24 protein-coding genes and 4 pseudogenes are annotated in these 25,591 nt (G+C 56.8%); 12 read left to right on the top strand and 16 right to left on the bottom strand.

Going from position 1 to position 25,591, the window contains the following annotated elements; genetic code table 11:
• The first annotated feature begins 380 nt into the window (after positions 1–380).
• Positions 381–1,077, top strand: a pseudogene (locus tag LL06_RS18445) (IS6 family transposase).
• Between the two features lie 137 nt (positions 1,078–1,214).
• Here LL06_RS18445 and LL06_RS18440 read toward each other — a convergent pair.
• Positions 1,215–2,462 (bottom strand): HipA domain-containing protein, encoded by a 1,248-nt coding sequence (locus LL06_RS18440; RefSeq protein WP_035530192.1) that lies wholly within the window; start codon positions 2,460–2,462, stop codon positions 1,215–1,217.
• Positions 2,455–2,790, bottom strand: a complete 336-nt coding sequence (locus LL06_RS18435) for a helix-turn-helix transcriptional regulator (RefSeq protein ID WP_035530191.1) — start codon at positions 2,788–2,790, stop codon at positions 2,455–2,457. Before LL06_RS18435 ends, LL06_RS18440 begins: the two co-directional genes overlap by 8 nt.
• 255 nt (positions 2,791–3,045) lie before the next feature.
• Here LL06_RS18435 and LL06_RS18430 point away from each other — a divergent pair, with 255 nt between their 5' ends.
• The 4 genes from LL06_RS18430 to LL06_RS27390 all read left to right on the top strand — a co-directional run bounded on the left by LL06_RS18430 (position 3,046) and on the right by LL06_RS27390 (position 9,373).
• On the top strand, positions 3,046–7,044 hold the full coding sequence (locus LL06_RS18430) for a hypothetical protein (protein ID WP_035530189.1): 3,999 nt from the start codon (positions 3,046–3,048) through the stop codon (positions 7,042–7,044).
• A gap of 329 nt (positions 7,045–7,373) precedes the next feature.
• Positions 7,374–8,354, top strand: coding sequence for a 3'-5' exonuclease (locus LL06_RS18425; protein ID WP_035530185.1), 981 nt, complete (start codon positions 7,374–7,376; stop codon positions 8,352–8,354).
• Between the two features lie 154 nt (positions 8,355–8,508).
• Positions 8,509–8,718 carry a hypothetical protein gene (locus tag LL06_RS18420; protein ID WP_035530183.1) on the top strand — a complete coding sequence of 70 codons (210 nt, stop codon included), beginning with the start codon at positions 8,509–8,511 and terminating at the stop codon, positions 8,716–8,718.
• Positions 8,719–9,160: 442 nt separating this feature from the next.
• Positions 9,161–9,373 (top strand): hypothetical protein, encoded by a 213-nt coding sequence (locus LL06_RS27390; protein ID WP_152599674.1) that lies wholly within the window; start codon positions 9,161–9,163, stop codon positions 9,371–9,373.
• Positions 9,374–9,450: 77 nt separating this feature from the next.
• Here the strand turns inward: LL06_RS27390 and LL06_RS27385 are convergent, their stop codons facing one another.
• Positions 9,451–9,660, bottom strand: a complete 210-nt coding sequence (locus tag LL06_RS27385; protein WP_152599673.1) for a hypothetical protein — start codon at positions 9,658–9,660, stop codon at positions 9,451–9,453.
• Between the two features lie 491 nt (positions 9,661–10,151).
• On the opposite strand from LL06_RS27385, the gene LL06_RS27380 reads away from it, so the two are divergent.
• Positions 10,152–10,400, top strand: a complete 249-nt coding sequence (locus tag LL06_RS27380) for a hypothetical protein (protein ID WP_152599672.1) — start codon at positions 10,152–10,154, stop codon at positions 10,398–10,400.
• Between the two features lie 93 nt (positions 10,401–10,493).
• Here LL06_RS27380 and LL06_RS27375 read toward each other — a convergent pair whose 3' ends face one another.
• From LL06_RS27375 to LL06_RS27360, 9 genes are all read right to left on the bottom strand, one after another.
• Positions 10,494–10,787, bottom strand: coding sequence for a hypothetical protein (locus LL06_RS27375; protein WP_152599671.1), 294 nt, complete (start codon positions 10,785–10,787; stop codon positions 10,494–10,496).
• Positions 10,788–11,019: 232 nt separating this feature from the next.
• Complete coding sequence (locus tag LL06_RS18410; RefSeq protein ID WP_035530179.1) at positions 11,020–11,283, bottom strand: WGR domain-containing protein; 264 nt, start codon at positions 11,281–11,283, stop codon at positions 11,020–11,022.
• Between the two features lie 277 nt (positions 11,284–11,560).
• Positions 11,561–12,643, bottom strand: a complete 1,083-nt coding sequence (locus LL06_RS27370) for a hypothetical protein (RefSeq protein ID WP_152599670.1) — start codon at positions 12,641–12,643, stop codon at positions 11,561–11,563.
• A gap of 440 nt (positions 12,644–13,083) precedes the next feature.
• Complete coding sequence (locus LL06_RS18395) at positions 13,084–13,425, bottom strand: hypothetical protein (RefSeq protein WP_035530173.1); 342 nt, start codon at positions 13,423–13,425, stop codon at positions 13,084–13,086.
• A gap of 244 nt (positions 13,426–13,669) precedes the next feature.
• Positions 13,670–13,885, bottom strand: coding sequence for a hypothetical protein (locus LL06_RS27365; protein WP_152599669.1), 216 nt, complete (start codon positions 13,883–13,885; stop codon positions 13,670–13,672).
• Complete coding sequence (locus LL06_RS18390; protein WP_081964065.1) at positions 13,860–14,624, bottom strand: hypothetical protein; 765 nt, start codon at positions 14,622–14,624, stop codon at positions 13,860–13,862. Before LL06_RS18390 ends, LL06_RS27365 begins: the two co-directional genes overlap by 26 nt.
• Positions 14,617–16,578: an ATP-binding protein gene (locus LL06_RS26510; protein WP_052161714.1), complete on the bottom strand. Its 1,962-nt coding sequence runs from the start codon at positions 16,576–16,578 to the stop codon at positions 14,617–14,619. Before LL06_RS26510 ends, LL06_RS18390 begins: the two co-directional genes overlap by 8 nt.
• A gap of 507 nt (positions 16,579–17,085) precedes the next feature.
• On the bottom strand, positions 17,086–17,997 hold the full coding sequence (locus LL06_RS26505; protein ID WP_052161713.1) for a hypothetical protein: 912 nt from the start codon (positions 17,995–17,997) through the stop codon (positions 17,086–17,088).
• Positions 17,998–19,103: 1,106 nt separating this feature from the next.
• Positions 19,104–19,790, bottom strand: coding sequence for a hypothetical protein (locus LL06_RS27360; RefSeq protein ID WP_152599668.1), 687 nt, complete (start codon positions 19,788–19,790; stop codon positions 19,104–19,106).
• Between the two features lie 316 nt (positions 19,791–20,106).
• On the opposite strand from LL06_RS27360, the gene LL06_RS18365 reads away from it, so the two are divergent.
• The 4 genes and pseudogenes from LL06_RS18365 to LL06_RS28475 form a co-directional block, all read left to right on the top strand.
• On the top strand, positions 20,107–20,724 hold the full coding sequence (locus LL06_RS18365; RefSeq protein WP_035530168.1) for a hypothetical protein: 618 nt from the start codon (positions 20,107–20,109) through the stop codon (positions 20,722–20,724).
• A gap of 115 nt (positions 20,725–20,839) precedes the next feature.
• Positions 20,840–21,376 (top strand): hypothetical protein, encoded by a 537-nt coding sequence (locus LL06_RS18360; protein ID WP_035530166.1) that lies wholly within the window; start codon positions 20,840–20,842, stop codon positions 21,374–21,376.
• A 337-nt stretch (positions 21,377–21,713) separates the two neighbouring features.
• Positions 21,714–22,337, top strand: a complete 624-nt coding sequence (locus LL06_RS27355) for a hypothetical protein (RefSeq protein ID WP_152599667.1) — start codon at positions 21,714–21,716, stop codon at positions 22,335–22,337.
• A gap of 312 nt (positions 22,338–22,649) precedes the next feature.
• Positions 22,650–22,956 (top strand): annotated as a pseudogene (locus tag LL06_RS28475) (TniB family NTP-binding protein); the annotation flags it as partial.
• A 341-nt stretch (positions 22,957–23,297) separates the two neighbouring features.
• Here the strand turns inward: LL06_RS28475 and LL06_RS18345 are convergent.
• Together LL06_RS18345 and LL06_RS18340 are read right to left on the bottom strand one after the other, a co-directional pair.
• Positions 23,298–23,597 carry a CcdB family protein gene (locus tag LL06_RS18345; RefSeq protein ID WP_035530161.1) on the bottom strand — a complete coding sequence of 100 codons (300 nt, stop codon included), beginning with the start codon at positions 23,595–23,597 and terminating at the stop codon, positions 23,298–23,300.
• Positions 23,597–23,833 (bottom strand): type II toxin-antitoxin system CcdA family antitoxin, encoded by a 237-nt coding sequence (locus tag LL06_RS18340; protein ID WP_035530229.1) that lies wholly within the window; start codon positions 23,831–23,833, stop codon positions 23,597–23,599. The genes LL06_RS18345 and LL06_RS18340 overlap by 1 nt, the downstream gene beginning before the upstream one ends.
• Positions 23,834–23,986: 153 nt before the next feature.
• Between LL06_RS18340 and LL06_RS26955 the strand changes: the two are divergent.
• Positions 23,987–24,184, top strand: a pseudogene (locus LL06_RS26955) (IS6 family transposase); the annotation flags it as partial.
• Between the two features lie 14 nt (positions 24,185–24,198).
• Here the strand turns inward: LL06_RS26955 and LL06_RS26950 are convergent.
• Positions 24,199–24,381 (bottom strand): annotated as a pseudogene (locus LL06_RS26950) (transposase); the annotation flags it as partial.
• 99 nt (positions 24,382–24,480) lie between these two features.
• Positions 24,481–25,110 (bottom strand): GntR family transcriptional regulator, encoded by a 630-nt coding sequence (locus LL06_RS18335; protein WP_035530159.1) that lies wholly within the window; start codon positions 25,108–25,110, stop codon positions 24,481–24,483.
• A gap of 157 nt (positions 25,111–25,267) precedes the next feature.
• On the opposite strand from LL06_RS18335, the gene LL06_RS18330 reads away from it, so the two are divergent.
• The coding region (locus tag LL06_RS18330) for an FAD-dependent oxidoreductase (RefSeq protein ID WP_035530157.1) at positions 25,268–25,591 on the top strand (324 nt) is incomplete at its 3' end.

The raw sequence follows: 25,591 nt of genomic DNA, 5'->3' as shown, positions 1-25,591 counted from the left end.
ACCCGGTATGGTTAACAGAAGATTAAACACACTGTGACTACGCAAAAAATCGCAAATTTCGCAATTTATCGTAGCAACAGATATCCCGATTCGGGAGGAGCTGCAAAGTGTTCATCCATGCACACATAAGTCCGACACGTCCGAGTTCCCCGCGGGGAACTCCAGAGAATGGAGCGTCCCCTCGGGCACTTTCGATCCCTGAACAATCAATTCAGGACCTGTTCCCCGCGGGGAACGAAGCGGCAGAGCCACGAGTCTGTGTGGCAGTACCACTCAAAGAACATCTCTAGAGTGGAGATCCAGCATGAACTACGGGCAAGGAGACCGGCGAAAGGCATTGCCAAGTTGTTTGACCCCGGCGTTTCGGTTATCGAGACGACATGAGATTGCCGAGCACTTTCCCCCGTCTGAAGGGGTTTTCGTTTTCCGCGTTAAGCTGTCGCATACGCGGTCTGGGCCTATCATCGGTTTGCTCTGAGCACGGCCGATATGAAAGACCTTGTTGCTGAACGCGGTGTTATCTGAGCAGGGAAACGGTTCGTCTCTGGATCAACCGCTTTGGCCAACATTTTGCCGACTGCATTCGCAGAGACCGGCACAGGCCGAAGGATAAGTGGTATATGGATGAGGCCGTCATCACGATCAGTGGAAAGAAATTTTGGCTCTGGCGGTCCATTGACGCCGATGGTGACGTACTCGACATTCTGGTTCAAGCTCGCCGCAACACCAAGGCTGCCAAGCGCTTTTTCTCCACTGGTCAAGCAATTCGGTGAACCGCGTGTCGTCGGGACGGACAAGCTGCGCAGCAAAATAAAGCCGATACAAATCTGGCCCCGGACGCTGATTATCGAGCCGACAAGGGCCTGAATAACAGAAGTTAAAGCGCACACCGCAGACTAGGGAACGAGAGACGATCATGGGGCGGTTCAAATCGCCCCGCCAAGCACAGCGCTCCTGTCAGCTCACGATCAAATAAACACCATCTTTCGTCCCCGCAGATACAAATTCTCGGCCCGCTCCTGGCGACACACCAGGGCAGATGCCTTCTGCATGTGGTCCGAATCACTGCAGAAATGACCCCTTGAAAAAGAAGGGGACGCGCCGCTATCCAATGACAAATATATTGGCAATACTTATCACATTATCGCGCTGTTAATGCGCAAGACAATACCATGGGCTCTTCGGTTGGTGCGGTCCATAGATGAAGGTTCGGATCATAGCGCCAGCGCCCGCTTGAGATCATCGTGCTCAAAGGCGCTGGCCATCCGGGTAATCTCAGCAGAGCGGGCGCCGGCCACCTTGGCGGTTTCACGCCACGTCGCGGTCACGGTCGCGACCTCTTTAATAATTGCTCGGGCCTGCAGCAGTGTGAGGCCGAAGAACTCCGAAGCCGCCTCAAGCAGGTCAAGCGAGCAGGTGCCCTCGTCGAGGTCGATGTTCGTCGTCAGCACGCGCGCCTTGAGGTCGGTGGGCACAGGATTAAGGTCATAGGTTGGAGAAAGAGACCATCCCGCCTTACCGAGCCAAAGGAATCCATGGTTGCGCAAATGATCGTCGACATTGGAAATCAGCACGTTGAAGACGACGCGCCGATAGAGGGCATGTGCGTCGGCCTTTGCCTGCGCACCATGTCGCGTAAGAGCGTCCACGATCTCCGGGTAGCTGCCGCGCTCACCGTCCTTGGCGCCCACCATAGCCATTGCCGATAGGAAAGGAGAGCGGATCGCGCCGGCGCGATCGAAGCGCCGCGACAGCATCACCGCCTTGCCAGCGACCTCGATCAGCTCATGGTGAGGTGTGGTGATGCAGGCCTGGTCAGCCAGCCGTAGCGCAATTTCCTCCCACGTCTCCATGCTGTAATCGTCGGTTTCCCTCGGGAATTTGGCGATGGAGAGGTACCCGTGCTGGTCGATGACCGACGCTTTCGGCCGCGCGCCGCCGAGGGAGGAGCCGGGGGCGAAGATGAGTTGAAGGTCTTCGTCCGTTTCCTCGTCCCGGAGGATACGCTCGGTAATCTGGAGCAGTCGCCCGAGTTCAATCAGGGCGGGGACGCCGGTGTGGATCGGCGCCTGAAACGTCTCTTCGCCGGCCCAGCGGAATCGGAGTGCGCCTAGACGGGTCTCGTCGGCGACGCCGAGCAGGTAATCGCTTTCGGTAAGGGTACGCACGGTGCGGCTTTCGCGTTCGGCAAGACGGCGCTCGGCCCGCTGCATCAGACGGCGGCCCCATGTATCGGGCGCGGAGTCTCCTATGGAGCCGAAAGTCACCAGTCCGGCAGGAGGGGCGAAGGCACCACGGGTCAGGGCAAGGGCAGGCTCGAGCGAGAACCGATCGGGATCATCGAGCCACGCGCCATAATATTCGAAAAGGATAGTCTCCGTGCCGCGGACGCGATTGCTCCTGGCCAGACCAATGGGGCGCGTGCGGCCGTCCAGGTCGATAAGCACCTCGAAGTCAGCCATCGCGAGACGATCCGGTTGTTCGCTTGAGATGGACGTGCTTGGGCAGTTCGGCGCTGGCCATCGCTTGTCCGACTGGGTCGTTGCCGATGTCGGCGATCTGGCTCAGACCGTCGAGCAGGCCGAGCGCCTGAAGAACGCCCGCATAAATGCCGATACTGACATTGGTGTCCCCGGCCTCGACCTTTTGCAGGGTCGAGCGGGACGTGAAGGCGCGCTCCGCCACGACAGCCATCGGCAGCCGCCGACGCCGACGGGCATCGTAGATGTCGGCGCCGAGCTTGCGCAAGGCGCGCCGTACAGCGGCGGGAGGGTTGTGTGGTGTAGGCATTTGGAACCTTCGCACTACAGATTGGCGAAATATGTAGCACGACGATTACATTCTTCCTAGCTCTCTCGCGCGAAGGTCATTCATGAAGAAGGGGAATGGTGGACGGGTACGTGACCGTATAATTTCGGAAGCGCGCCTGGGGAGAACAGCACGATGCCCGAAGCTTAGAGGACCGTAACGCTTTACATCCGGGAAGCACCGGATCACCTTGACTCCAATATCGAATTCGTCGCCCCTTCAGTACAAGGAAGTTCTGTGTCAGCATCGGCGTACAATCAGGTCCACATTCCACGACCAAAACTGTGGCAAGATTTCGAGAAGGGATCGGCGCTGTTGTGGCGCCGGATCTTGGACGACCCCTCAATCCATCGTTTCGGGAAGAACGGTCAGGCCCAGCATGGGATGGACATGTACGGGTACCGGGATGGCGACACCGCCAAGATTGTGGGCGTGCAATGCAAGTGCAAGGGGCAGGGCGAGAAGGCCAGCGAGAAGGAACTTCGGGCCGATTTTGAAAAGGCGCTCAATTATGAGCCGAGGCTCACCGAATACTTCTTCACAACGACGGCCGACGACGACGCTCCACTTTCTACCGTCGCTGCCAAGCTAACCGAGGAGCAGCGCGTGCTGGGTCGCACCATAGTCGTGCGCGCTTGGGGATGGGATACGCTTGAGGACGAGATATCGGCCCATTCCGACGTCGCTTTGATGTTCGACCCTAACCATAGCCCGACTGCGGAGCTCCAGTCCCAGCGCCATGAGGAGATTGTCGGCCTTCAAAGCAACACGCTGGTCGAGATCCGAGATGTGAAGGCTCTGCTACTGGCGCGGGCGACCGTCGATGGTTCTTCTGCCGATCCGGCAGAAGCGGCGCTCGATGCCGAGATCGATCGGTACAGGGACCGCGCCAAGAATGGAAAACCGCGGTCATCGCTCGACCTTTTGAACGAACTGCTGAAGACCCTGACCGAAAAGAATTCGGGGCACATATGGTTCAGGGTGAAGGCAAATATAGCCCACTGCCATCTGCAGTTGAGCGACGAGGCTACAGCGGCTGACATGCTGGAAGAGGCAGTGTCACATGCACCCGAGGATCCGAAGGCTGCTGCCAACGCCATCTTGGCGATGATGCTGCGTGGCGATCACCAGAAGGCGTTCGAGCAGGGCTTGGCCGAACTGACCAAGTCTGCCGATAACGAGGTTCTAGCCGGATATGTCGTTCAAGCGGGCGGCTATGCCGGTGTTGCCGATGCGATCGACAGAATACCAGAAGCGGTCAGAGCCTCCGAAGCAGTCAGGAAGTATCACCTTCTGAACCTGCGAAACGCCGGAGATCCGTCGTGGATCGAACTGGCTCGACGCGGACGGGAGTGCGACGCCGAAGACGAATTCTACAAGCGCCATGCCGCTGAGGCCGACATCACCGAAATTGTCGATGGCGACCATCGCACGAGCTGGAAGCTGACCGCGGAGGGCAGGGAACGTCTGCGCCAGGCAGGGAAGGACCTGGTCGATATTTGGAATCTGGCGAAGAAGGAGGAGGCTCCTGACCGACCCGACCATCTCGCGCTTTGCATCAACGGCGCATTGGCTCTATTTGCGGTAGGCGACAGTGATGCTGCGAAGGCGCTGATGCTCGAGGGTGCAGCCGTTTCTGGCGGCAGGGACCCGGAGATTCAGGTTCGCGTGGCTGCGTTGGCCATGGAACTGGGCGACGAAGCGCTGGCAAGAGAGGCTTTCCCCAAACTTGCCGAAGTCGGACCTGCGCTCCTTATGCGTGCCCAGATCGCTGCCCGGCTGGGCGACTGGGATTATCTGATGGGACTGGATGGGACCGAGGCTCTCGAGACGGTCCCGGAGACCGAACGCGAGCTGGTCAAGGTATTGGCGTCGAGCGCTAGCATAAGAAAGATCGCGCTGGACGACCCAGCCGGTGCGTCGTCTGATCTGAACGACATGATCGTGCGGTACAAGAAGAACGGTCGTGCATCGGTGCTTTTGGCGCAACTGGCGGATGAGCTTGGTCTGCCGGAGACATCATCTCGTGCCTATGGCAATGCTCTCGCCTCGATCTCAAACAGCTCGCACATCGCCAGCCGCGCGATGGTGGCCGGTTATGCAACCCTTCTCCATGATCATGCAGCGGTGATCAGATTGATGGACGGCTACGTCGACGACGACGTCGACTCGAAAGACCTGTTCGATTTGGCCAGTGCCTTCGCATACGAATTCCCTCCACGAGCGCGGGCGGTCGAGTTCTTCGCGAACCTTGAGGATTCGATCAGGAACCTGCGCCAGTACGTGATGATAGAAGGCATCATGCACTTCCACAGGGGCGAGTTGAATCTGGCCGAGGACCGTTTCCTCAAGTCGCGGGAGCTTTCGCCCGATGTAATTAAGCCTATCCTGATGCATGCCCAGACGTTGTTCCGGTTGAAACGGAAGTCGCAACTTGCGGCATTGGTCGCCGATCTGGATGTGTCGTCGATGCAGGGCAGTCCTCGGGAGAAGATGGATTTCGCACACCTGCTCGTCGCTGGCGGGCGCGCCGAGGATGGTCTTGATCTGGGCTACGCCGTTCTGGACGCAGATCGGAACGATCCGAAGGTCGCGCTTAAATGGATCGGCTTGGTCCTGGGCCAGTTGAAGCGAATTCACGAACTGGGCAATGCCACCATCGGCGTGGGAATGTGGACCAGCTTGGAATCCGACGATGGTCAAACCAACCAGTTCCTGGTGGTAGATGGACCCGGCGAACCCTCCGAGAAGAAGTTCGGCAAGGGGCACGTTGTGGCCGAGGCAGCCATCGGGCACCGCGTGGGTGATTCATTCGATGTCGAGGACCGTCTAGGGCGGACCGTTCGCTGGACGGTGCAGCAGGTTCGGCACAAGTACATACATGCGTACGTCGACCTGACCGAGAACTTCAGTATCCGGTTTCCTGATGAGGACGGCTTCTACGTCATCCGCGCTGTCGGCGATGACATAGGCCCGTTCCTCGATGTGATGAGACGTCAGGGCGAGCGACGGGAGAGGATTCACGAACTCTATACCAATGGCCCTTTGCCCATATCGGTGCTGACGGAATTCTCCGGAGGAGGCAGCGTTCTGCGCTTTGCGGATTCACTGAGAGTAGAAGGGATCGGCATCGAGGCCTGCGAGGGCGCGCTGCCCGAGCGAAATTGGGCGACGCAAACGGCTAAAGCCCATTTTGGCAAGGGTGTAGTCCTCGACACGCTGACCTATTGGGCTGTCGTGGGGATAAACGGTCTCGATGTTTTGAAGGACCTGTTCGGAAGGATTCTCCTTGCCAGATCGACCGCCGATGAGATCGGCCAGTTGCATGAAGACGATGATCTAATTCCCGAAACCGAACATTCCGGCAGTGCCTACTTCCACAAGGGCCAGTTCCATTTCGACGAGTTTACGCCGGAGCGTGCCAAACAGCTTGCCCATGCCATCGCGATGCGCGAGAATGCCTTGCAGACTGATTGCGACGTGGTGCCAGTCCACGCTCCAAATGACATCGACCCGAGATTGCTCGAGACCATTCGCCACGGCGCGCTCGATCCAATCTTTGTGGCTCGCGAACATGGCATGTTGCTCGTCACCGACGACAAACGATATCGTGACTGGGCTGGTGGCCTAAAAGTGCGAGCCGTGTGGCTCCAGGCGATTTTCCTGGCTGCCAAAGAGATTGGGCGTCTGGATGACAAGGTGTATGCCCGGTTGGTTGGCCAGCTTGCACTGCTGCGGCATACCTCCATCGCCTGCAGCGCTGGCGACATCGTTGAGATCGTAGCGCAGGCCACCCCGGAAACGAGGTTCACCATCGACGCCATCGCCGAAGCGATAGGGGTCGAGAAGGCTGACATTCTTTCCCACTATAGGGTGACGACCGAAGCGGTTGTCCGGCTCTTGCAGACCGGACCAACACCCAATGGAGAATATGCCATCGGGCAGCTGATGCGAAATCTTCTCCGGTACAGGACCAATGACCGGCGCCAAATCCTTGCGGGATTGAAGAGGACGCTTTCCGATCAGGATGGAGGAAGGGCTTTGTTTGACCGTTGGAAGAAGGGCCGTTCGACGGATGATGGTCTCAAGCTAGAAGGACCGCGCGCGGCGCATGCTTGGAAACCTGATCCCTTAACCCTCTCGAAGCGGAACGCAGCAGTGAAGGCGCGAGCCAAGAGAGACCACAGACGCGCTTTCGGGAAGCGTTATCGTCGACCCGCTCGGGTGAAGCCTTAAATACGTAGGCTTGGTCGTCGGCAATTGGCTGTCGGTGTGCTTGACGTCTCTGTCCTTCGTCGCTTCTTCGAGGACTCTCTCGATGCGCTCCTCTAAATTGGCGGTTCAGTAGGTCTGTATCGGATTGGACCGACCGCTTTTCAGGATAGTAAAAGGGTATTTGAACGACCGAAATGGGGGCGCAAACCGAGCGCCTTGCTCTTAGGAAAGTTTTGATCGTTTCTCCGCCGCAAGCTGCACGTGGCGTGCACCTGATTGGGGTGGTCGTTGCTTGCGCCCATGCTGATGCGTATTGTGCGCCGGCCACGCCGCAATCGGATCGGAATACAATGACTTCGCAACTCGATTTCTTTGCAGCCCCTGTTTTGTCGGCCACCACAAAAGTGACCATTCCGCAGGCTGTTGCCGGAAGGGGGCAGGGCGGTTCCAGTTCTGATGACGAGGCCATGGCCTGCCATCTGGAAGATACCGGCAACTACCGCATTCTGCGAAGGCTTTCGCCCCGATCGGTTGTCGAACATGCTCGGCCCGAATTTCTGCGGCGGGGTGTTATCCTCGACACCGAAACCACTGGCCTGAATTATCGATCCGATGAAATCATCGAAATTGGCGTAGTCGCTTTCAGCTTCAATGACGAAGGCGAGATTGGCGATGTCACTGGCGTCTTTGGCGGACTTCAGCAGCCGACCGTTCCTATCCCTGCCAACATCACACGGTTGACCGGTATTACCGACGACATGGTCGCTTCTCAGGTGATCGACGTTGCGCGCCTCAATTCACTCATAGAGCCGGCTGACCTTATCATTGCTCATAACGCCGGTTTCGATCGGCCCTTTTGTGAAGCATTCTCGTCGATCTTTGCGCACAAGGCGTGGGCCTGTTCGGTCTCTGAGATCGACTGGTCGGCGCGCGGCTTCGAGGGAAGCAAGCTTGGGTACCTGATCGGCCAGTCGGGATATTTTCACGATGGACACCGCGCGGTTGATGATTGTTTCGCGCTGTTGGAAATGCTCGGGCAGACACGGCGCAACTCGAAGGCCACGCCATTTGCGGAACTTCATAAAGTCAGCCAGCTGTCACGGATCCGCATCTATGCGGTGAATTCCCCGTTCGACATGAAGGATCAGCTCAAGGCGCGCGGCTACCGTTGGTCGGACGGCTCTGACGGGCGCCCAAAATCTTGGTGGGTTGAACTTCCGGAAGAGAAGCTCGATGAAGAACTGCATTTTCTGCGAGCGGAGATCTATCGCTGGGATGCCGATCCGCCGATCCAGTACTTGACGGCGTTCGATCGCTTCCGGGCGGTTTGATCACTCCAAACGGCTTCGAACTTCCCGAGACGATGGGGCAGGGCTGTCCGCTTGATTATCTCACCCTGACCGGATAGCGCGTACGCAGTACTCAACGCGCTATTCAACTATGGTGCTAACAACTGAAAATTTCCTCAACGAGACAGGAACGAGCATGGAAACCACCACGATTGAATCGCGCAGCGACTTTGCCCAATGGGCCATTGAACGCGCCCGCGCAATCGTCGCTGACCAGGCAGGCGATCTGGCGGTCGCCGCCCGAGCTGGCAATGAAGAGGAGATCGCCAGAACCGCGAATGCGCTTGGCCAGGCTATCACCGGAGCTCTTATCGAGGTGTTCGATGGCTTAATTCCAGACGAGTGATTGTATTTTGAACAGATACGAGTGGACCCATTCAAACGGCAGGCTTAGTCAATATCCGCATTATTCCCACAGAACTTGTGATGAGCGGCTCAGCGGGCCATCCTACCAGCTTCCGATCACACGTTGCCCTTTCGTGCATACTTGCATGCGCGATAGGGGATGAGCAGGGCTTCGCGCCGCGCACCAGGATCGGCGCATATGCCACCCTTCTCGAAATGAATGGCGACAGCTGTCGTTCCGCTCAAAGCGGTGAACGAAAGAACAGACACTGCGCGTCAGCAGTCTGAGCGCGCCGGTCACGAAGGCCATGGTGAGTGCTCAACGCTGGCTGTGCTTGGACCATTACGGGTTTCCAGCGCCGCAATAGGGCATCCTCGAATCTGCGATTCACAATTCGAAAGAATCGATTCGATTTTATGGAGTAACGGGGGGAATACAGGATATGAACAACAACTTGGGCCGCATGGCAATCGACGCCAACACGCTGACCCAGGCGACAAAGGCCAAAGCGCCGATGGTGGAGTTCTTTGCACTCGTAACCTGTGCCAAGGCCGCCAGCATGTTCGGTTTCGCAGCCATCGCAGCCTTGGTATCGAAACTCACGTCGATCTCGTTGCGCGCCTTGTCAGGATGTTCCTTCCGACGCATCGTCTGATTGGTCGATGTCTCCCTGAAAGCATTCTGGCCTTCGCTCGTCTCGCGTATGGTGGTGATCAGCACCCCACCATGAAGTCATGCTTGCAGCGTTTCAGCAAACGCCGCTTCCAGAAGAATCGCGGATTGCTCATGTTGAATCGAATTTCGCGCAATCGGAATCGCGGCAGCGTAAATTGAGATAATGTGCGTTAAATTGCCTGCAACTCGATCCGATGTGGCACCAATCAAGACAATGTGGATCGCCTTGTAAGCAAGTTGTTCCCAATCATATCGCTTCGCCAGCACGGTACCTACAGTTTCTCATCAATTTTGCTTCGCTCGCGGGCGCGAGGTCGGTCGTTAAAATCTAGACGGCCACAGACTGGAAGTGCGTGGTTAGCCTCGGAGCCAAGCGCAATCACTGTTCGCACAGGAACGAGTAATTGAGTGTTCAGAATCGATAATCTCTGATGCCGAATCGAAAAAGACGGATTCAGAATCGCGGAATCCTGCATCCGAATCGACGTGTCCGAGTTCCGAATCGCGGCAGCATAAATTGAGATGATGTGTTCCGAGTTTTCGGCACCTCGTTTTGCCGCGTGTTGACTGCCAGCCACATCGAAACCTACCGCCAGCAATTTGTTTTGACGCATCTTGATTTGCTTTCCCGCAAAATGAGTTGCCCATGATGCAGACGTCGACCATCAACCTCTTCTATGGGAGCGTTACACTTATCCGAGGAGGTTTCGGGGTAGGGCAGGCGGCTATTTTGGCCAAAAGCGCGTTGATCTGCTGTGATGAACGACAACCATCTTGGCCCTCACCACCAGGCTCGACCCGCCTTAAGGGGCTGCTTGCTCGACGGGCGCACAGACCTCTGTGTTGACAATTTCCCAGAGAGCCGCGAAGGCCGAAAGGGAAACGGCAAAGCCGATATTGGAAACGGTTCTGTTCAGGCAGGAATCGCCGAAGCTGAATTCAGCAACGCGAATGCGGAGTTCCGCAACGGCAAAGCCTTGATTGGGAACGCCGTCTCAGGGTTGTGAATCGGTACATCATGGATCGGCAACGCGTGTGAAGGGGTCCGAATCGGAAGAGCCGGATCTGGCAACGCGGGATCAGATTTCTGAATCGCTGTTTCAGGGCGCCTGATTCTTTGGATTCTCCGATGCAGCGGTCGAGCCTGCACTGATCACCGATCTCACTTCGTCGCCATCAAGTACCTTTCGCTCGGCAGCACGGCTTGCCAACGCTTCAAGCTGAGTGCGATGATTTGACAGAGGGTTTTTGGCCATCTCCTCCGCAGCCTCAAGCCGGACTTTCACCTGTTGTACGAGCTGTCGATAAAGCGACAGCAGTGACGGATGCTCATGGGCAGATCGATAGAGCAGGGCGGTTGTAGACCCACATCCCGGGCTGGTTTCAGCATCCACCGAGGCGGCGGCTTGCTCCTTCGCCTGCGGGATGCGTAGAGCAGAATCCGGATCTTACACGGCATACACAGGAAGGTAGCTGCTGACGGCCTTCAGATCAGAAGGGCGACTGTAATCGCGGACGCCTACCACGCAGGCGACTGCCCGCCGATGGCGGCTGGATGCTCTGTTGGCCAAAATTCATCAGCCAAACTTCTGCGCCGAATAAACGACCGGTGCGCTCCACTCGCATTCAAACGGATTTGCCCATGGGACGTCTCGGTCCATAGCCTCGCTTTCGCTTCTGGCGCATCAGATCCAGAAACAGATCTACCGCTTCACTCTCTGTCTCGAATTGTTGCAGCCTGCTCTGACCGCGACTGCCGATGCGCCCCCAGGTTCGTGTCAGGCAGGCCTCACCAAACAATGTTTCCGAGATCTCCATGGCGTAATAGCGGGCCATGTTTTTCCCGGCTTCGCTGCGTTCGACATAGATGAAGTAAGGCTGTGAGATCATAGCGACAGATTCGGAATTTTCGATGCCGGCGTCCAATGAATTTGGTGAATCGATGGCGCCGGATTGATTCACAATTTTGCTGGGTCTGCGCGGTCGACCCGAAGTGCCCCGCCTTGCGGTGAACATATATGCGGGTCGCTGTATTGCCGCGCAGCGGATTTAATGATCGAGAACCAAACAGAAATGCCGATGCGGGGCCGGCGTTGGGCTAATTCGAACAACTCGCCGACATTGGATCCTTGAAGCCATGGAATTTTTGCACGGCATGGGGGAGAATCTAAAGCGGATGTATATTTACCATCAGGGCGATCGGATCACTATCAAGACGGTTGCACATGAATTGGCGCTGCTCGATCAGTTCACGTGTAGCCACTTTCCAAAGAGGATCGCCTGGAGGCCTTTCAACAATCTTTGCGGCAATATCGATCAGCGGATCGCCGAGACCGGTTTCGAAAAACTCTTTGAGGTGCGAATGGAGCAGGTCGACCAGACTCAGCCGCTCCATACCAAGTTCCAGCATGTGCTTGACCATCTCAGGTCCGGGCTGATCGGCTCGGCGTCTGTAAAACTCATTGCTGAAAATTTTCGCGAAAATTGCCGCGTTCAACGCCAGGCAGTCAAGATCAAACAGGCTCGTATCGTGCACGACAATCCGATCACGAGGGTTCGGCGATATCGAGCCACTACCAGCCTTGCCCAATTGCGTCGCGCGGTTGCGAGCCTCTTCAAGATCAGCCAGAGAGTAGACGCCGATGGGCCCTTCATTTCTGCGGACCCGACCAACGACCTCGTTTATGCTTCCCACCACACATAGATAGCTCAGCCCTGAAAAAGTCTGTGGCCTAGAGAGAACCAGGACAGGCTGATCGACAGGACAGTAGATGATTTCGCCGACCGCCCTCAGCGTTGGGGCAAGCTCGCCGAATTCTGCAAGCTGTAATTCAACGAGCGCCATATCCATGTCCTTGACTGGGGCTGGCGGCAGGAGAGGGAGGTTGTCACGTATCCTCCCAATCGTGGAGGTCAGATCAACAACCCGAGTCTCGCCGATTTCATATACTAGCTTATTGTGGAGCGCGCGATAGGATAGACGTCCGACCAATGGGCTGGATGAACTGAACCAATCCATACGGCAATTATCTCCCGGGCCGTGGCGTTTGCCTGCCCGCTGAAAAAACTTACCGTCATTGAATCGGTATTCTCCGAGACCGCATGTCAGTGCAACAGGCGCATCCCGCTCCTCGAATTCTTGAATGTCGACATGGCGGATAACTTTTGTCTCAATGATCTGCAGCTTGCGGGCACCACTCGTGCGACCGGTTGTGACGATTGGAACCTCAACCTGAGCGCAGACTGACATATTTGCTCCATAGTAGATGAATCTGTTTGAGCCTGAAGCTCGGTCGGCGTGCTATCCGTGTATGTCACACCGGTTTCCTGGCTGGGCGGTCAAGCGGCATGCAAATCATTGACGCCCATTCATTAATTGTTGGCAAACCGATGAAGGAATGGTGAATCGATGGCATATCCAGTTGCATCGCGATTGGGCACTGCCCATTCAAATTTCCGATTCCTCTGCAAACGACGTTATATTAAGTAATGGGGGGGAATACGGGATTGGAACCTCAACGTGGTTTGCACAATGCGCAGTGTTGCAAGCCAGGTTCACAGCCGAGGCATCACGGTTCAGGACCGGTCAACTGATCGGATGAGAATTCCCGACGGGGAAAAGGGAAACGGTGGCAACAGATTAAGCGGTCTACCAAAGATCCAAGGCATCCAGACTTACAACTCGGCATCCTATTCCATACCCGAGCCGCCAGCATCCTTCTGCAGATGCCTCTTTGGGCGAAATGGATAAGGTCCCTTTTCGTATTTGGTCACCAGCTCCTCGAATGCGTCCTCACTCTCGCGGCCATCAAATCCCTGCCGCTCCAGGCCCTCAACGATCTCGTCGCGGAGCCGATCCAGAACCTTTCGGCGATCGGCACGGTTCTCGCTGACGCCCGTGATAATCTGCCAGAGCAGCAGGCGCGCAATGTCATCACGTGACGGCCGCCGCTTGTCCCGCATCCTGTCACGGAGATCCTTCTGGCGTACCACCTGCTGGTCCGCCCTTTGCTTCGCACTCATCCTGGCCATCGCTCACCCTCACGCATCGGTCCACCGCCATTTCTAGCACGCCGTCGTTACCGCAGGCTTTCTGCAAACGTCGTTTCTTGAGGAATCGCCGTTTGTGCGTCGGGAATCGAACGACGGCTATTCAGAATCGCGGGAGCGTAAATTGAGATGATTTGTGCTGATTTAGACTGATTTGCCCGCAACTCAATCCGACGCGCATGCAATCAAGGCAAATCGAGCTGCCGGGCGGGCAAGTTGGCGGCAATCAAATGTAATCATCGGCGACGTGCACGAAATCCCGCCCGACCATTCTGCGTGATGCGCCCATGCCAACAGCCGGGACGGCGCGCCGCCATGACGCGACTGACCGACCGATACCAAGCACAAACGCCGTTTGCGGTGGAAACGACAAATCATTGATCGGAATCTCAGCGGCGTCAGAAGGAATCGTTGTTTCAGAGCCGCCGTTCACCGTAATCATCACTGTCATCCCCACACTTGCCCATCAGATGCCGCAGCTCATCTCCCGACAGGACGCCCTTTTCATTGAGTTGGGTGGCGATCTGCATAAGCTTCGACCCTTCCGCCTCCAGCAGTTCGCGGGCGGCGCTCTCCGCCACCACCAGCCTGGCATTCACCTTGTCTGCCAGATCGCGATCGCGCGCCAACTCACCGAAGCCCCGTGGGCTGGCGCGGTATAACAACGGCGTTTGCTCAGAAAAACCGAGTGCCGTTTCCGCGTCCAGGGCAATTCCGGTTGCTCTGGCAAGATCGCTGTCTTCGCCACCGCCCGATCCGGCAAGCGCTTCACCGATGACCAGCTGCTCCGCGACCCTGCCCGCCAGTATCGCTGCCATCGTTTTGGTGAGCCAATCTTCAGTCTGAGCGAGATGGCCATATCGTTGAACGGTCACCTGCCCGACATTGCTGATGCCGAGGGTTACTGACTCGACTTCGCCGATGCCGAGCTGTGTCCAGGCCATTGCATGCCCCGCTTCGTGAATCGAGACACGCCAGCGCAAGTCGTCCGACATGATCATCCGGTCTGCACAAAGCGCGTGCTCGATGTCTGTCCAGGTCAGATCCCGTTTTTCACGACGGGCTTGTTGGCGCACTTCGCGGACGAGACGTTCAATATCGGCGCCGGTTCTGCCAAGCGCCTGAATTGCAAGACTGGCAAGACGGGAGTGAGACGACGGTGATGGATCGGTCTCAGACATGAGCTTGTCTCCCTTCGTTGGTCATATCGGGGGAAATTGCGTTGCGGCAGGCGCCCGCAATATTTGGCGCGCGAGGAGATGGGTCTTTGATATGTGTTTCACTCTGTCCGGGAGCCGTGGCAAGAACCGCGGCAAGGTCGGACCCAAGATGATGAGCGAGAATGCCCGCCAGAGCCTGGACATCGGGAGGCGGGATCATGACATGCCTCTCGAGACGACCTGACCGAAGAAGTGCCGGATCAATCTTGCCGGGCAGATTCGTCGCCCCGACCACGATCACTCCCTCGGTTTTCATCGCACCATCCAGCAGCTCGAGCAGACGCGTGATCACCGTCGTCCAATATTCGTCGTGACGCTTGCCTTGTCCGCCACCTCTGCTGCCAATGGCATCCAATTCATCGATGAAGACAATACAAGGGGAATGCTCGCGCGCGGTCTCAAAGACAGCGCTCATGCGTTTGAGGACATCGCCAAGATATCCTGGCTCGAGCCATGACGCGACCGAGCTGACAATCAAAGGCACCTCCAACGAATTGCAGAGGGCTCGGGCATAGGTTGTCTTGCCTGTTCCCGGGGGGCCCGAGAGCAGCATTTTTGTGCTCATCTGATCCCACCCGATTGCCCCCTCCCGCCAGAGCGGAAGGTCAGCCTTGAGGTCAAGCGCCCAGCCTTGCGCCTCGCCATAGCCGGAAAGAGTCTCCACTCTCAGCGTAGGGCTAACGCGGAATGTGGATGATGCCCCGCTGACAGCGCCAGCATTGCTGGTGACGGTACCCGTGGTTTTCCCGGTGGCTAAGGTCTCGGGCTGGATGATGTCGACGGAAATCACTTTGGTTTTCCCCTTGACCGACGTCTTGGTACTTCTATTCCAGCGGCCGGTCTTGTCCGACTCGTCATCATGGTCCTCCTCTTCACTGTGTTCGGCAGCCAAGGACACAAGGGCTTCCAGAATCGCCCCCAAGCTGCGGCCTGGCCTGACGGCAAGGGCCAGATCGTCAAGACAGATATGCGCTGGATCCAACGTCATCGTCTTCATCCGGTCGAGCGACACCCTTGGCGGCATGCCGCAACAGACATGTAGAAGTTCGGCGATGAGGGCCTGATCGAAGCCGGTGAATTCAAAGACAATGTCGGCCGCGGCGGAAAACTGCGGCCGCACACTCACCGACGTCTCATCCGCAATGACCACTGGCACAGCCTCACCGAGCAGTGCAGTGCTCAGCTGTCGCCTCAGCGTCCTGTCAGAGACGCTGGCGCTGGCCCGCCCGGACGCGGTGATCACCTTGCGGCGGAGCTTCTCGGTGCGTGACTCGCGGAAATGAGCAGACAGTGCCGATCCGCCCGCGATATCTTTCAGTGAAGCCCAGAAGGGCGCAATGAGCGAATCCTCCAGCATCAATCCGAACTGGCGCTCGAATCCCGAGACGGGGATTTTGAGCATAACGACCGGGTTGGGTCGTTGCAGAACTTCGCGGAGCGCTCCGAGATCGGCATGCCGGGCACCGACAGAACGGGCGATCAGCAAGGCCATCGCGACGTGAACTGGATTGGGCTGCAGCGGGAAATCGCGCAGCAGCCCCAGCATCAACTGAGTTTCCCGGTGGTTTCCTTGCGTCTTGCTGGCAGCCTCCGTTCGGGTTGCCTTGCCCGCCTCTGCCACCGCCAAAGTCCAAGGGTCGGCGGTCTTCGTGTTATCCTCCTCCTGGTCATCCTCTGTCGCCGGTCCGCACTTCAGCGCCCTGGCAACAAGGCGGCGAGCGCTGGTGCGGTCACCTGCCAGCATCCCCAACCCCTTGGTGGAGATGCTCCAGATGGTGCCGGTAGTCTTTTCGTCCTCGATTTGACGAGAGTTGAGAAGACCGGCACCGGTGGCATGGGCATAGAGGTCGAGGACCGCCAGGCGGCGGATGCGCCGCAGGAGGTGACGGGTGATGCGGTCAGCGATCGGGTCCATCACGCGTCCCCCCTGTCGACAACGGTAGCAATAGAGAAAGACCCTTCAAAGCCGTCGGGAAGGTGTGCCAGATTTCCCAAAAGCCAATCACGGACGACGAGACATGTCGGGTCCCCCTGGTCACACAGATCGAGGAGCCTACGACGGGGGATCGACAGCATGCTCTGTAGACTGACCCCTCGATGCTGAGCTGAACGGATGGCGATCCGAACGACCATCGCGACCTGGGCAGCATGGTCATCCACAGTCCACGGTCGCGATGTTCCAACCAGTTCAGTGGCCAAGGCATCGGCTGCGGCCGTCTGTTCAGGCAACAACGACTGACCGCGCTGCATCATGATCTGATCACGTCGCGATTGTCGTCTACCTGGCTTCGTTACCGGTGACGGGATGGAATTCGGGAAGGGAACGATTGTTGAGGTCATGGCATGGGTCTCCGTGCGCTGACCGGTCGCGGACAACGCGTTTAATTGAGTTAGGGGAAGTTGTTGAGTGGAGCCGAGAGCACTAGCGTCGCGCGGGCACCTGGGCGAAGCCCAGCTTGATCAACCTCGGCTCGTCGCCGATGGCGACAGCAGCATCATCGTCGTCAGGGCGGGCAGCACCATCGGCGGGCTCCTCTGTTTCCGTAGCCGCTACCGTTGCCGGCGGTCCTTCATGATCATTCGACGGACGAACAAAGCTTTGGCGAGCCATGGTCCAATTTGCCTTGATACGGGCATGAAACCGCTTCTGGAGGCGCCTGATGGCTTCGCCGGCGCCGACGACTTCGACAAGATGGTCGAGATGGGACAAGGGCCAGATGCCGCCATCGATATCGGATTTGTGATTGTCCGCATTGAGAACAACGATCCTGACTTCTTCGGCGACCAGGCGGCGATGTTCCTTGTACAAAAGATCTGGCACGACAAGAGCCGCCGCCAACATCCGGCTTTTGAGATCATCGATCCTTGTGCTCTCGTACGACGTCAGGCTGCGCTTCACATCGACCACATGCGCCACTCTGGTCGCATTGTTCAGAATGATCAGATCAGGCGTATAGCTTTTGCGGCCGCCCTGGTCGGCATCCAGCGTCAGAGACCGATAGTGCTGCGGGTTGTTCTTCTCCACCAATTGCAAAGCTGCCGCTGTAACCGGTAGCCGAAGATTCTGCGTGAGGACCACGAGGTTCGGATTGCATCTGGCCACGAGCCCAATGCCGCGCTCAATCAGTCGCCCCTCCTGACCGGAGATGGAACGCAGGTTGGTGGTAACCTCCTCAATACCGTCGCTGAGCGACCGGGCGAGGCCGTCGACAGTGAGGCTTGGAGCGATGAACTCGTTCACGAGCTCGTCGAATTTCTGTCGCAGATCTGCGCACTCGGCGGAGTGCGGATAGGGCGGCAGATTTGCCGCGGAATTGGTCAGGTGTGGTGTCATGGGAAGTCTCCTGTTAAGGAGCGACGACGTCAAAAAATCCGGCCAGACATGGTGGGTCACATGCGGAAATTATTTCCGCATCGTCTGCCAAAGTGGGCAGTCAAACCGTCGATGTCGGCAAGGAACTGGGCGTGATCGCTGTTGGTGAAAACGATCAGCGGCGCGAAAGCGAGCCGGATGCTGGCAACAAGTCGCCGGTCAACCAGACGCGACTTCGCGATCGAGTTCCGACAGGAGAGCGGTGTGAATGGTCTTTCCCCGTGGGAAAGTTAGCGGTAAGGGTCTTCATAGCCCAAGTCCTTCGTCAACAAGGTTGCGGGTCAGGCCTCCGTTCGATGTTTCCGCATCGGCGGGGGCCGTTAAGTGTCTGCAGACATTTAATTTCTGTAGACGAATGAGGGATAGCCCGGGTTTGCGTCTCCGGCAAGCAAGAAGAACGCATCCGGAACAAAGAGCACGATAATGGTTAACAGGTGACGCGGGCTCATATCTTTATCCGAGCAAGTGAACGCGCGCCGAAACCCCAATAACTCAAATGGTCCACAGGTTGCTGCCAATTTTCTGCTGTATTCGAAGATGATGTCGTTCTCCAACAAACAATGTTTGAGGGCAGGGGACATCATTCCGTTGTTTTCCTGAGAAGCTGCCCGGGCCCTCAATCTCTTTGGGCCAGCCACGCGACCACCCAATCATCGGACCGTCAGCAACCGGCTCGCCAGGGCCGCCAGGGTCACCGATGATATTGAAAAGTAGGGCGCCGCTATTCGCTAACCCCTACCGCACAAGCCGTTCTGGCTATGCGACGACAAGAACGAGGCATGATCCGGTTCAAGTCGGCTCGGCAATGCCAGCGTTTGGTCACCATCCCTGGCCAGATCGCCAACCCATCTTCCGCAACCGGTCAATATCGAATGCTGCGAACACCAAGCGCCGAATCAACCAGTCAACCGCAGCATGGGCAGTACCCCCGTCATGGCCACTCCTGTGCCCACTTTGGTTAAGGCGCCGCAACCCCATCGAAGGCCCATATCGGTCAGTCATCATTTGAGGCATGGCTGATCACCGGTGATCGCGGATCATATAATCGCTCAATACCCACCAGGCTCCTACGCAACAGCGGGGACTCGTACATTTGATTGCAGTTCCCGCACGATTTTTGAAATCGCAGTAACATTTGCCCGTCCGACAGAACTTGGATTCGTCGCACTGTAGAAATTGACCGCAAAAAATATCCCGCTCACCAAATATCCGAAATGGTCATCCGTACTTCGGACGACGAATGGAGAGAGCTTTTCGTAGTCGATCAGCCCAGCACTGGGATCCAGAGTGCTCACATTGCGATGATTTGCGCTGGATTTGAGCAATGCTGTAGTACCCTCGCCAAATCTCATCAAATTGGCGCCGTCAATCCAGGTCTTTTCTCCATCCTCAAATACGGCTGATAGGCAGGGATCCACCTTGGCGGGTTCGAAGCTCATCGTATGTCCATTAGAAAATCCACGAACCTGGATGCCGGTCGGATAGACTTTAAGCTTGTCGAGAAGGTCGGCATACGATTCTGTCATCGAGCGAGACATTCCACTTCCAAAGAGATTGACGATTTCCCACATCTGCAAGAATTGCAGATAGAACGGTGTGCGATTGTCGATTTTATTGAACAATGCATCGCGGAACCCAGCGGCATTATTCAAAAATCCAAGCAGGTTGTTTGTTGAAAATCCGATGATGATATCGGAATCACGTAGTTGATCGACAATGAATTCGAAGAATCGGATCGGCTGTGGATGGTCCAAATAATCGTCACGTCCAAATAATCGTCACGTCCAAATTGAACGATTTCGGCAGGCTCGTCCTGGGTCGCTCGGCGTAAGGCCGCTACGCCATCTGAAGAGAGACTGGATGATTTATCCTTAAAATCTAGTATAAAGTACTTCATATCTGGAACTCCTGCATTGTTGTTAAAATTACTATAACATACTTATTTGATAATATCAATTGCAAAAACTCTATACTGATCCATGATACTATTTTATATCAGTCGTTAATTTTTATATTGACTGTTCTTAAAGTCTATATTACCGTATAGTGACAGTAACGGGAGTTTGTACCATGTTTAAATCTGAATTTCATCACTTCATCAAGCAGTTCGACGCAGCCGCGAAAGCGGGCAATATTGCAAGCTGGACATATGGCGGACGCTTGCTGCTGCCCGGCGAAGACGCGTCAATTACCGTGACAAGTTCGCGCATCATTGTTGCGATCGACAACGGACCTGCACCGAAACCTCATCCGATCAATGCGTTCGTCGCCGATCATGAAGCCAGGATCCGCGAGGTGACTGCAAATGATCTCGGCTCGCATCGAGAAATTACCATCGCCGGCCGCTGGCATGACAACGGGAACGAGACTCAGTCTTTCGAGCCGTATCTGACCCGGAAGATCACAAACGAAGGCGCCGCCGAGACCGCGAGATACAACTATGAATTCTTTGGTGTTGGCGGCTACCGATTTGGCATTGATTTCCATCCAGGCGTTGGTGGCAAGCTGGCGTTTGAGACTATGACTGCCGCCACGGCCCATCATACTGATTACAGCCATCTGCGCCCCGGACTGGCCGAAGCTGTGGGACTTCCTACCGGTGTGGTCTGGTATCCCGTGGTCGCCTGCAAGCTTCCTTTTCTGGTCGTGGAACACGCGAACAGGATCATTCAGCGGCGTTCAGCGTGATGCCAGAGACCGCGCATGGCGGAAGTAGGGAAGAGTCGGTCCGACAGAAAATGCGGCCTCAGATCTGTGGCGCCGAATGCTTCTGAATATAAACAACCAACATAAGGATACTTAAATGCCAAAATCCCCCGGAATTGACAGCTTTTCTCGCATGCAGCGGGCGATCCAGAGTAGCCCCATCCCCGAGATGATCGCCGACCTTGCCGCCGGCCACATCACACCGGTCAGTTCAACGAGAGAGCTTAGGATGCGCTATCGCAAAGACCGTATTTCCGAGGATGACGCCAAGACTTGCATGACTCACGCTTGTCGTGCCCATGCTGCTGCGGTTGGATCAGCCCTCGTCGTCACAGATCATACTGGAAAAATCTGCTTCGGTTTTGTCCCAGATCCTGGTCTTGAAACTAATGACCCGAAGATGGCGCCGGCTCTTCGAACACTGGCAAAAATGATCGACACCGATCATGCTGCCAACATCATCGCCGCCCAACCATCCGATTCCAGCACATCGGTTGAGTGTCCCATTTTTGTGATGCCTTTGTTTAAATATGAGCGCACCCATGGCGGAATTATAGAGGCGTACGGCACCTACCTGACGAGCTTCCAGCTCTCGGCACCTCGCCGGCATGACCAGCCCACACCCGTCGCATGACTAGGTGTTGGCTGTAAGGCCATTTCACGTCGCATCCTTTGAATACTGGCTGCGATGTACGCGGGTACCTGAGCAACTCGTTACGCAGTTGCAAGCTTCATCGCTTCCCATCCCGCATCATCGCCCTCGTGGTCTGGCTCTATTTTCGGCTTCCGCTGAGCCTGCACCTTGAGGAGTTGGTGCTCAAGCACATCGCGTGGGGTTGGCGACGCCTATGGGTCGAAATACATATTATACTAAAAAAATAGAATTGATGAGTATTTTATCTGTTGAAGTCAAAATATACATTGGTTTAATATATTAATTGAACGTATAAAAAAACAAAACGGAGTTTGACATGAAATATAAATTATACACGCAATCTCTCGTGACCGAGTCTCTGATAATTGATGCAGATTCCCAACAAGAAGCTGTCGAGCTAGCAGCCAGAAACGCTCGGCTATCAAGCACGTCTAACGTTATTCGCTTTGCCCTGGTCGATCCCGAAGGCTTTATTCGGCAGACTTCACTTCAAAGTTTCGATTGGTGGTCGATCCGACCATCAGTTCCGCACAAAGGCACAGAGGAAGAATCCATTGCTCATCACTTCCGTTTGCAGCTTATGAAGAGCCTGGCATTGACCGAGCTGATTGCCTATTTCCACACGACGCGTGATCTAGCTGTCGAGCGCAACGAGACAGAGGAAGGAGTCCTTATGACCCGGGACTTCCTCGATGAGTATGACACCTTCATGCAAGTGATTCGAACAGCCCGTGCGGCTCTCGATCTGCCAGATCAGAAGTCCGCACGGGCTGATGCGCCGAATGAAGAAAACAAAGGTGGTGACGACAGTCTTGACTGCGACGAGAACTACGATCCGCATGGAGGGCTTCGGTTGGACGGGCAATATCCGTCAAAATTTTACGTAAGTGTTCCGGACTGGAACGTTGAAGCGCCGAGTATCGCAGAGCAAGAGGGCTAATCCCTGTTGATGCCGCCTCACTAAAGGCATGGGGTGTTTTCGCCGCTTCAGCTCAACGCCTCGATGTTCTCGAGCGGGTCATGTATGGATGCCCCCGTTCGTGCAAGGTTTTTCTTTGAGCAGTTTGAACGTGTGATTGGATGCGATCAGGTATCATGCCTTTGATGCAGTCCCGTCCGGATACGTCTGTTGGCCGGTACGGAGCTAAGCGGATCCGGAAGAAATCTCTCACCAATTTGGAGCCATGGTTGGAACGCGCCAGACCAAGCTTGGTCGCTACCTCCGCCAACGGCATCGTCAAATACCGGGCAGCCGCAAGGCACGCGCATGACTTCGGTCGCGAGGTACGGCGACAGCGGTATGGGCAAGACCATGATCATGAAACGCTTCCGGGACAAGCACCCGCCGAGCTTCAATCCTCTGACGGGCACGTTGAAGACGCTGGTCCTGATCATGGAGATGACGAGCCACCCAGGCGAAGCGACGCTTCTATGCCGAGCTACTCACCCGTCTCGGCGCGCCTCAGCGGCCTCGTGCCGACATTGCGCAGATGGAACAGGCTGCATTGCGCATCATGGAGGCCATCGGCGTGCAGGTGTTGGTCATCGACGATGAGGTTGAGCAACTCGGCTGCCTGAACAACGCTGAGCCGCTCATCACGGATCTTTTGAATGACTTCGAGGCGATGCAATTCTTTCTGCGACGTAGTGATCAAACAGGACATGACGACCCCGATCGCTCATGGTCTCGACCAGGCTAAAGGTCGTCATCCTTGCTCCCAACGTTGATATTGACCAGTCCGTCGAGAGGCGAGACTGTCGCATCTCTAACTGGCCCAACTGTCGCATTACTAAATGGCTGCTATAAAACGCTGTTGCATAAGCTTTATTATGGAACACGCGGTCATTTCTGACCCTGTTTCGTGAACTGCACGGTGGCAGAGAAAGCGGCAACGGCCGGTCAGAACCCTACCAGCACCATGTCCAGTGCGGCCATAATCTCATTGTCCTGCCCCATCAGGCTGGTGACCGGGCTGCGCAGCAGCGCACGCGGAACCGCCGCCATGAACTGGGTAACCATGACATGCTGCTCCTCCCCGATGTTGAACACCGGGTTGAGGCGGTCGGCCGGAACCGGAGCTTGCGTGAGAGGCAGAAGCGGCACCACGATCCGCGTATTCAGTTCGCTCAGAACATCTGCCTGAACATCGAGCACATAGCCGGCGCCACTGGGGTTGGCGAAAACCTCGAAACGCGCCATCAGAACTGCCTGTACTTCTCCAGAGGCAAGCCGTGCGTCTCCGCCCACGCGTTCGAACTGGCGAGAGCGGCGGCATTCTCGCGCCGCCAGGCTTGCGCCTTCGCCTCGGCAACGGCACGCCGCAAACCTGCCTCCGCCGCCTGCGACAGATTCACCCCGAACGATCTGGCCTCCGTCAGCAGGGACGGGTCCAATGTCAGGTTTGTGGGTTTTCTTGGGGCCGTTTGGTTCTGCATAATCGCACCTCGCTTTATGCGCATCATATATGCACATACCATGCTGAGCAAGGCATGGCTGCGCGACCACCCCATTGACTGTTTCAAGCCTGCGGAGGGCGATGTCACGGTAACGCCTTTTGAGTGAGGAGCGGCTGCGATAGACACGCGTGAATGAACACCTCGTCAGTCCGCTACAAGCGCCATCGCTTCTCACCCCAGATTATCGCCCACACTGTCTGGCTCTGCTTTCGTTTTCCGCTGAGCCTGCGCCTTGTCGAGGAATTACTGCTGGAGCGCGGTATTGTCGTCTCATATGAAACAATCCGCCGCTGGAGAAAGAAGTTTGGCCCGGATTATTCGCGTCGCCTTCACCACAAGAGGGCGCGCATGGCATTGGCCGTCTGGCTTCGCTGGCGGATGAACAACTCGCGGGTCTTCAGGACCATCCCCGCCGCTTGATCCTCCGGCGACTTGATCGGCACGAACCGCATGGTCGGGCGCGTCACCGCTTCGCAGATTGCCTCAGCGTCTGCCGCATCGGTCTTGTTGCTTTTGACGTAGGCCTTAGCCCGCCATCGCTCAGATCGACCACGCCACACAGCATCAGCGGGTGCCGGTTGGTCAGGGCATGAGGATCCGGGCCTTGGACGATACGCGGGTCAGGCTCACCAGTGGCGCAGGGCCGCTTCGTATGCCTGCAGCGCCGGCTTCATGTGATCGACGACGACCTCAACCAGCGTGGCGCGGTCGCCGTTGCGGATCGCCTCGATCATCGTCTCGTGTTCGGCGCAGGAACGCTCGGCGAGCGACGGGTCGATGAGCGCGTAGGAATGGATCGCTGCGGTCTTGTTCCAGAACTGCTCGATCGTTTCGGCCAGGAACACGTTGCCGCAGGCTGCAAACAGCGTGGCATGGAAGGCGTCATTGGCGGCCGACACGGACACGAAGTTACGCTCCTCCAAGGCCGCCCGGTAGCGCGCCTGGATTTCCTCCAAACGGGTGACCAGGTCCGCGGCGTCCTCGAGCGGAATGCGCTGGGCCGCCTCGCGCTGCAGGAGGCTGCGCATGTCGTAGAGCTGGCGGATCTCCTCGCTGGAATACTCGCGCACCACCGCGCCCTTGTTGGGCCGCTTCACGACGAAACCCTGCCGCTCCAGTTCATCGAGTGCCGCGCGGATCACATAGCGGCCGACGCCGAAGCGTTCGGTCAGATCGCTTTCCACTAGGCGCTCGCGCGGACGCAGGCGCCCGAAAACGATGTCGAATCTCAGTGCGCTGGCGACCTGGTCTGTCATGTGGCGTCCCGCAGGGTTCTCTTTGTCGTTGTTTAGCACGGCTCCCCCGATACCGGTCAACACTGGCCGCCGAGCAGTCACCATTATTGCCAACGAGATTGTTGACGATCGATCGACGATATGCGAGACCGCTGGCTGAGCTTGGACGGGACTTGCCATGTATGACTACTGCATCGTCGGAGGTGGCATTGTCGGCCTCGCAACAGCGCTGACCATCACGCGCAACCGGCCCGGCGCGCGCCTTCTCCTGATCGAGAAGGAAGAGGCGCTGGCCCAGCACCAGACCGGCCATAACAGCGGCGTCATCCACGCCGGCATCTACTACGCCCCCAGGAGCTTCAAGGCCGAGCTGTGCCGCGCCGGCGAACGCGCCACCAAGGCCTTCTGCGAGGAGAACGGCGTTCCCTTCCGCACGCCCGGCAAGCTGGTGGTGGCGACCAGCGAGGTCGAGATGGAGCGCCTTGCGGCGCTGGAGACCAAC

The organism is Hoeflea sp. BAL378 (genome assembly GCF_000759435.1).
Taxonomy (GTDB): Bacteria; Pseudomonadota; Alphaproteobacteria; order Rhizobiales; family Rhizobiaceae; genus Hoeflea.
This window is presented reverse-complemented; position numbering and strand designations above follow the sequence as displayed.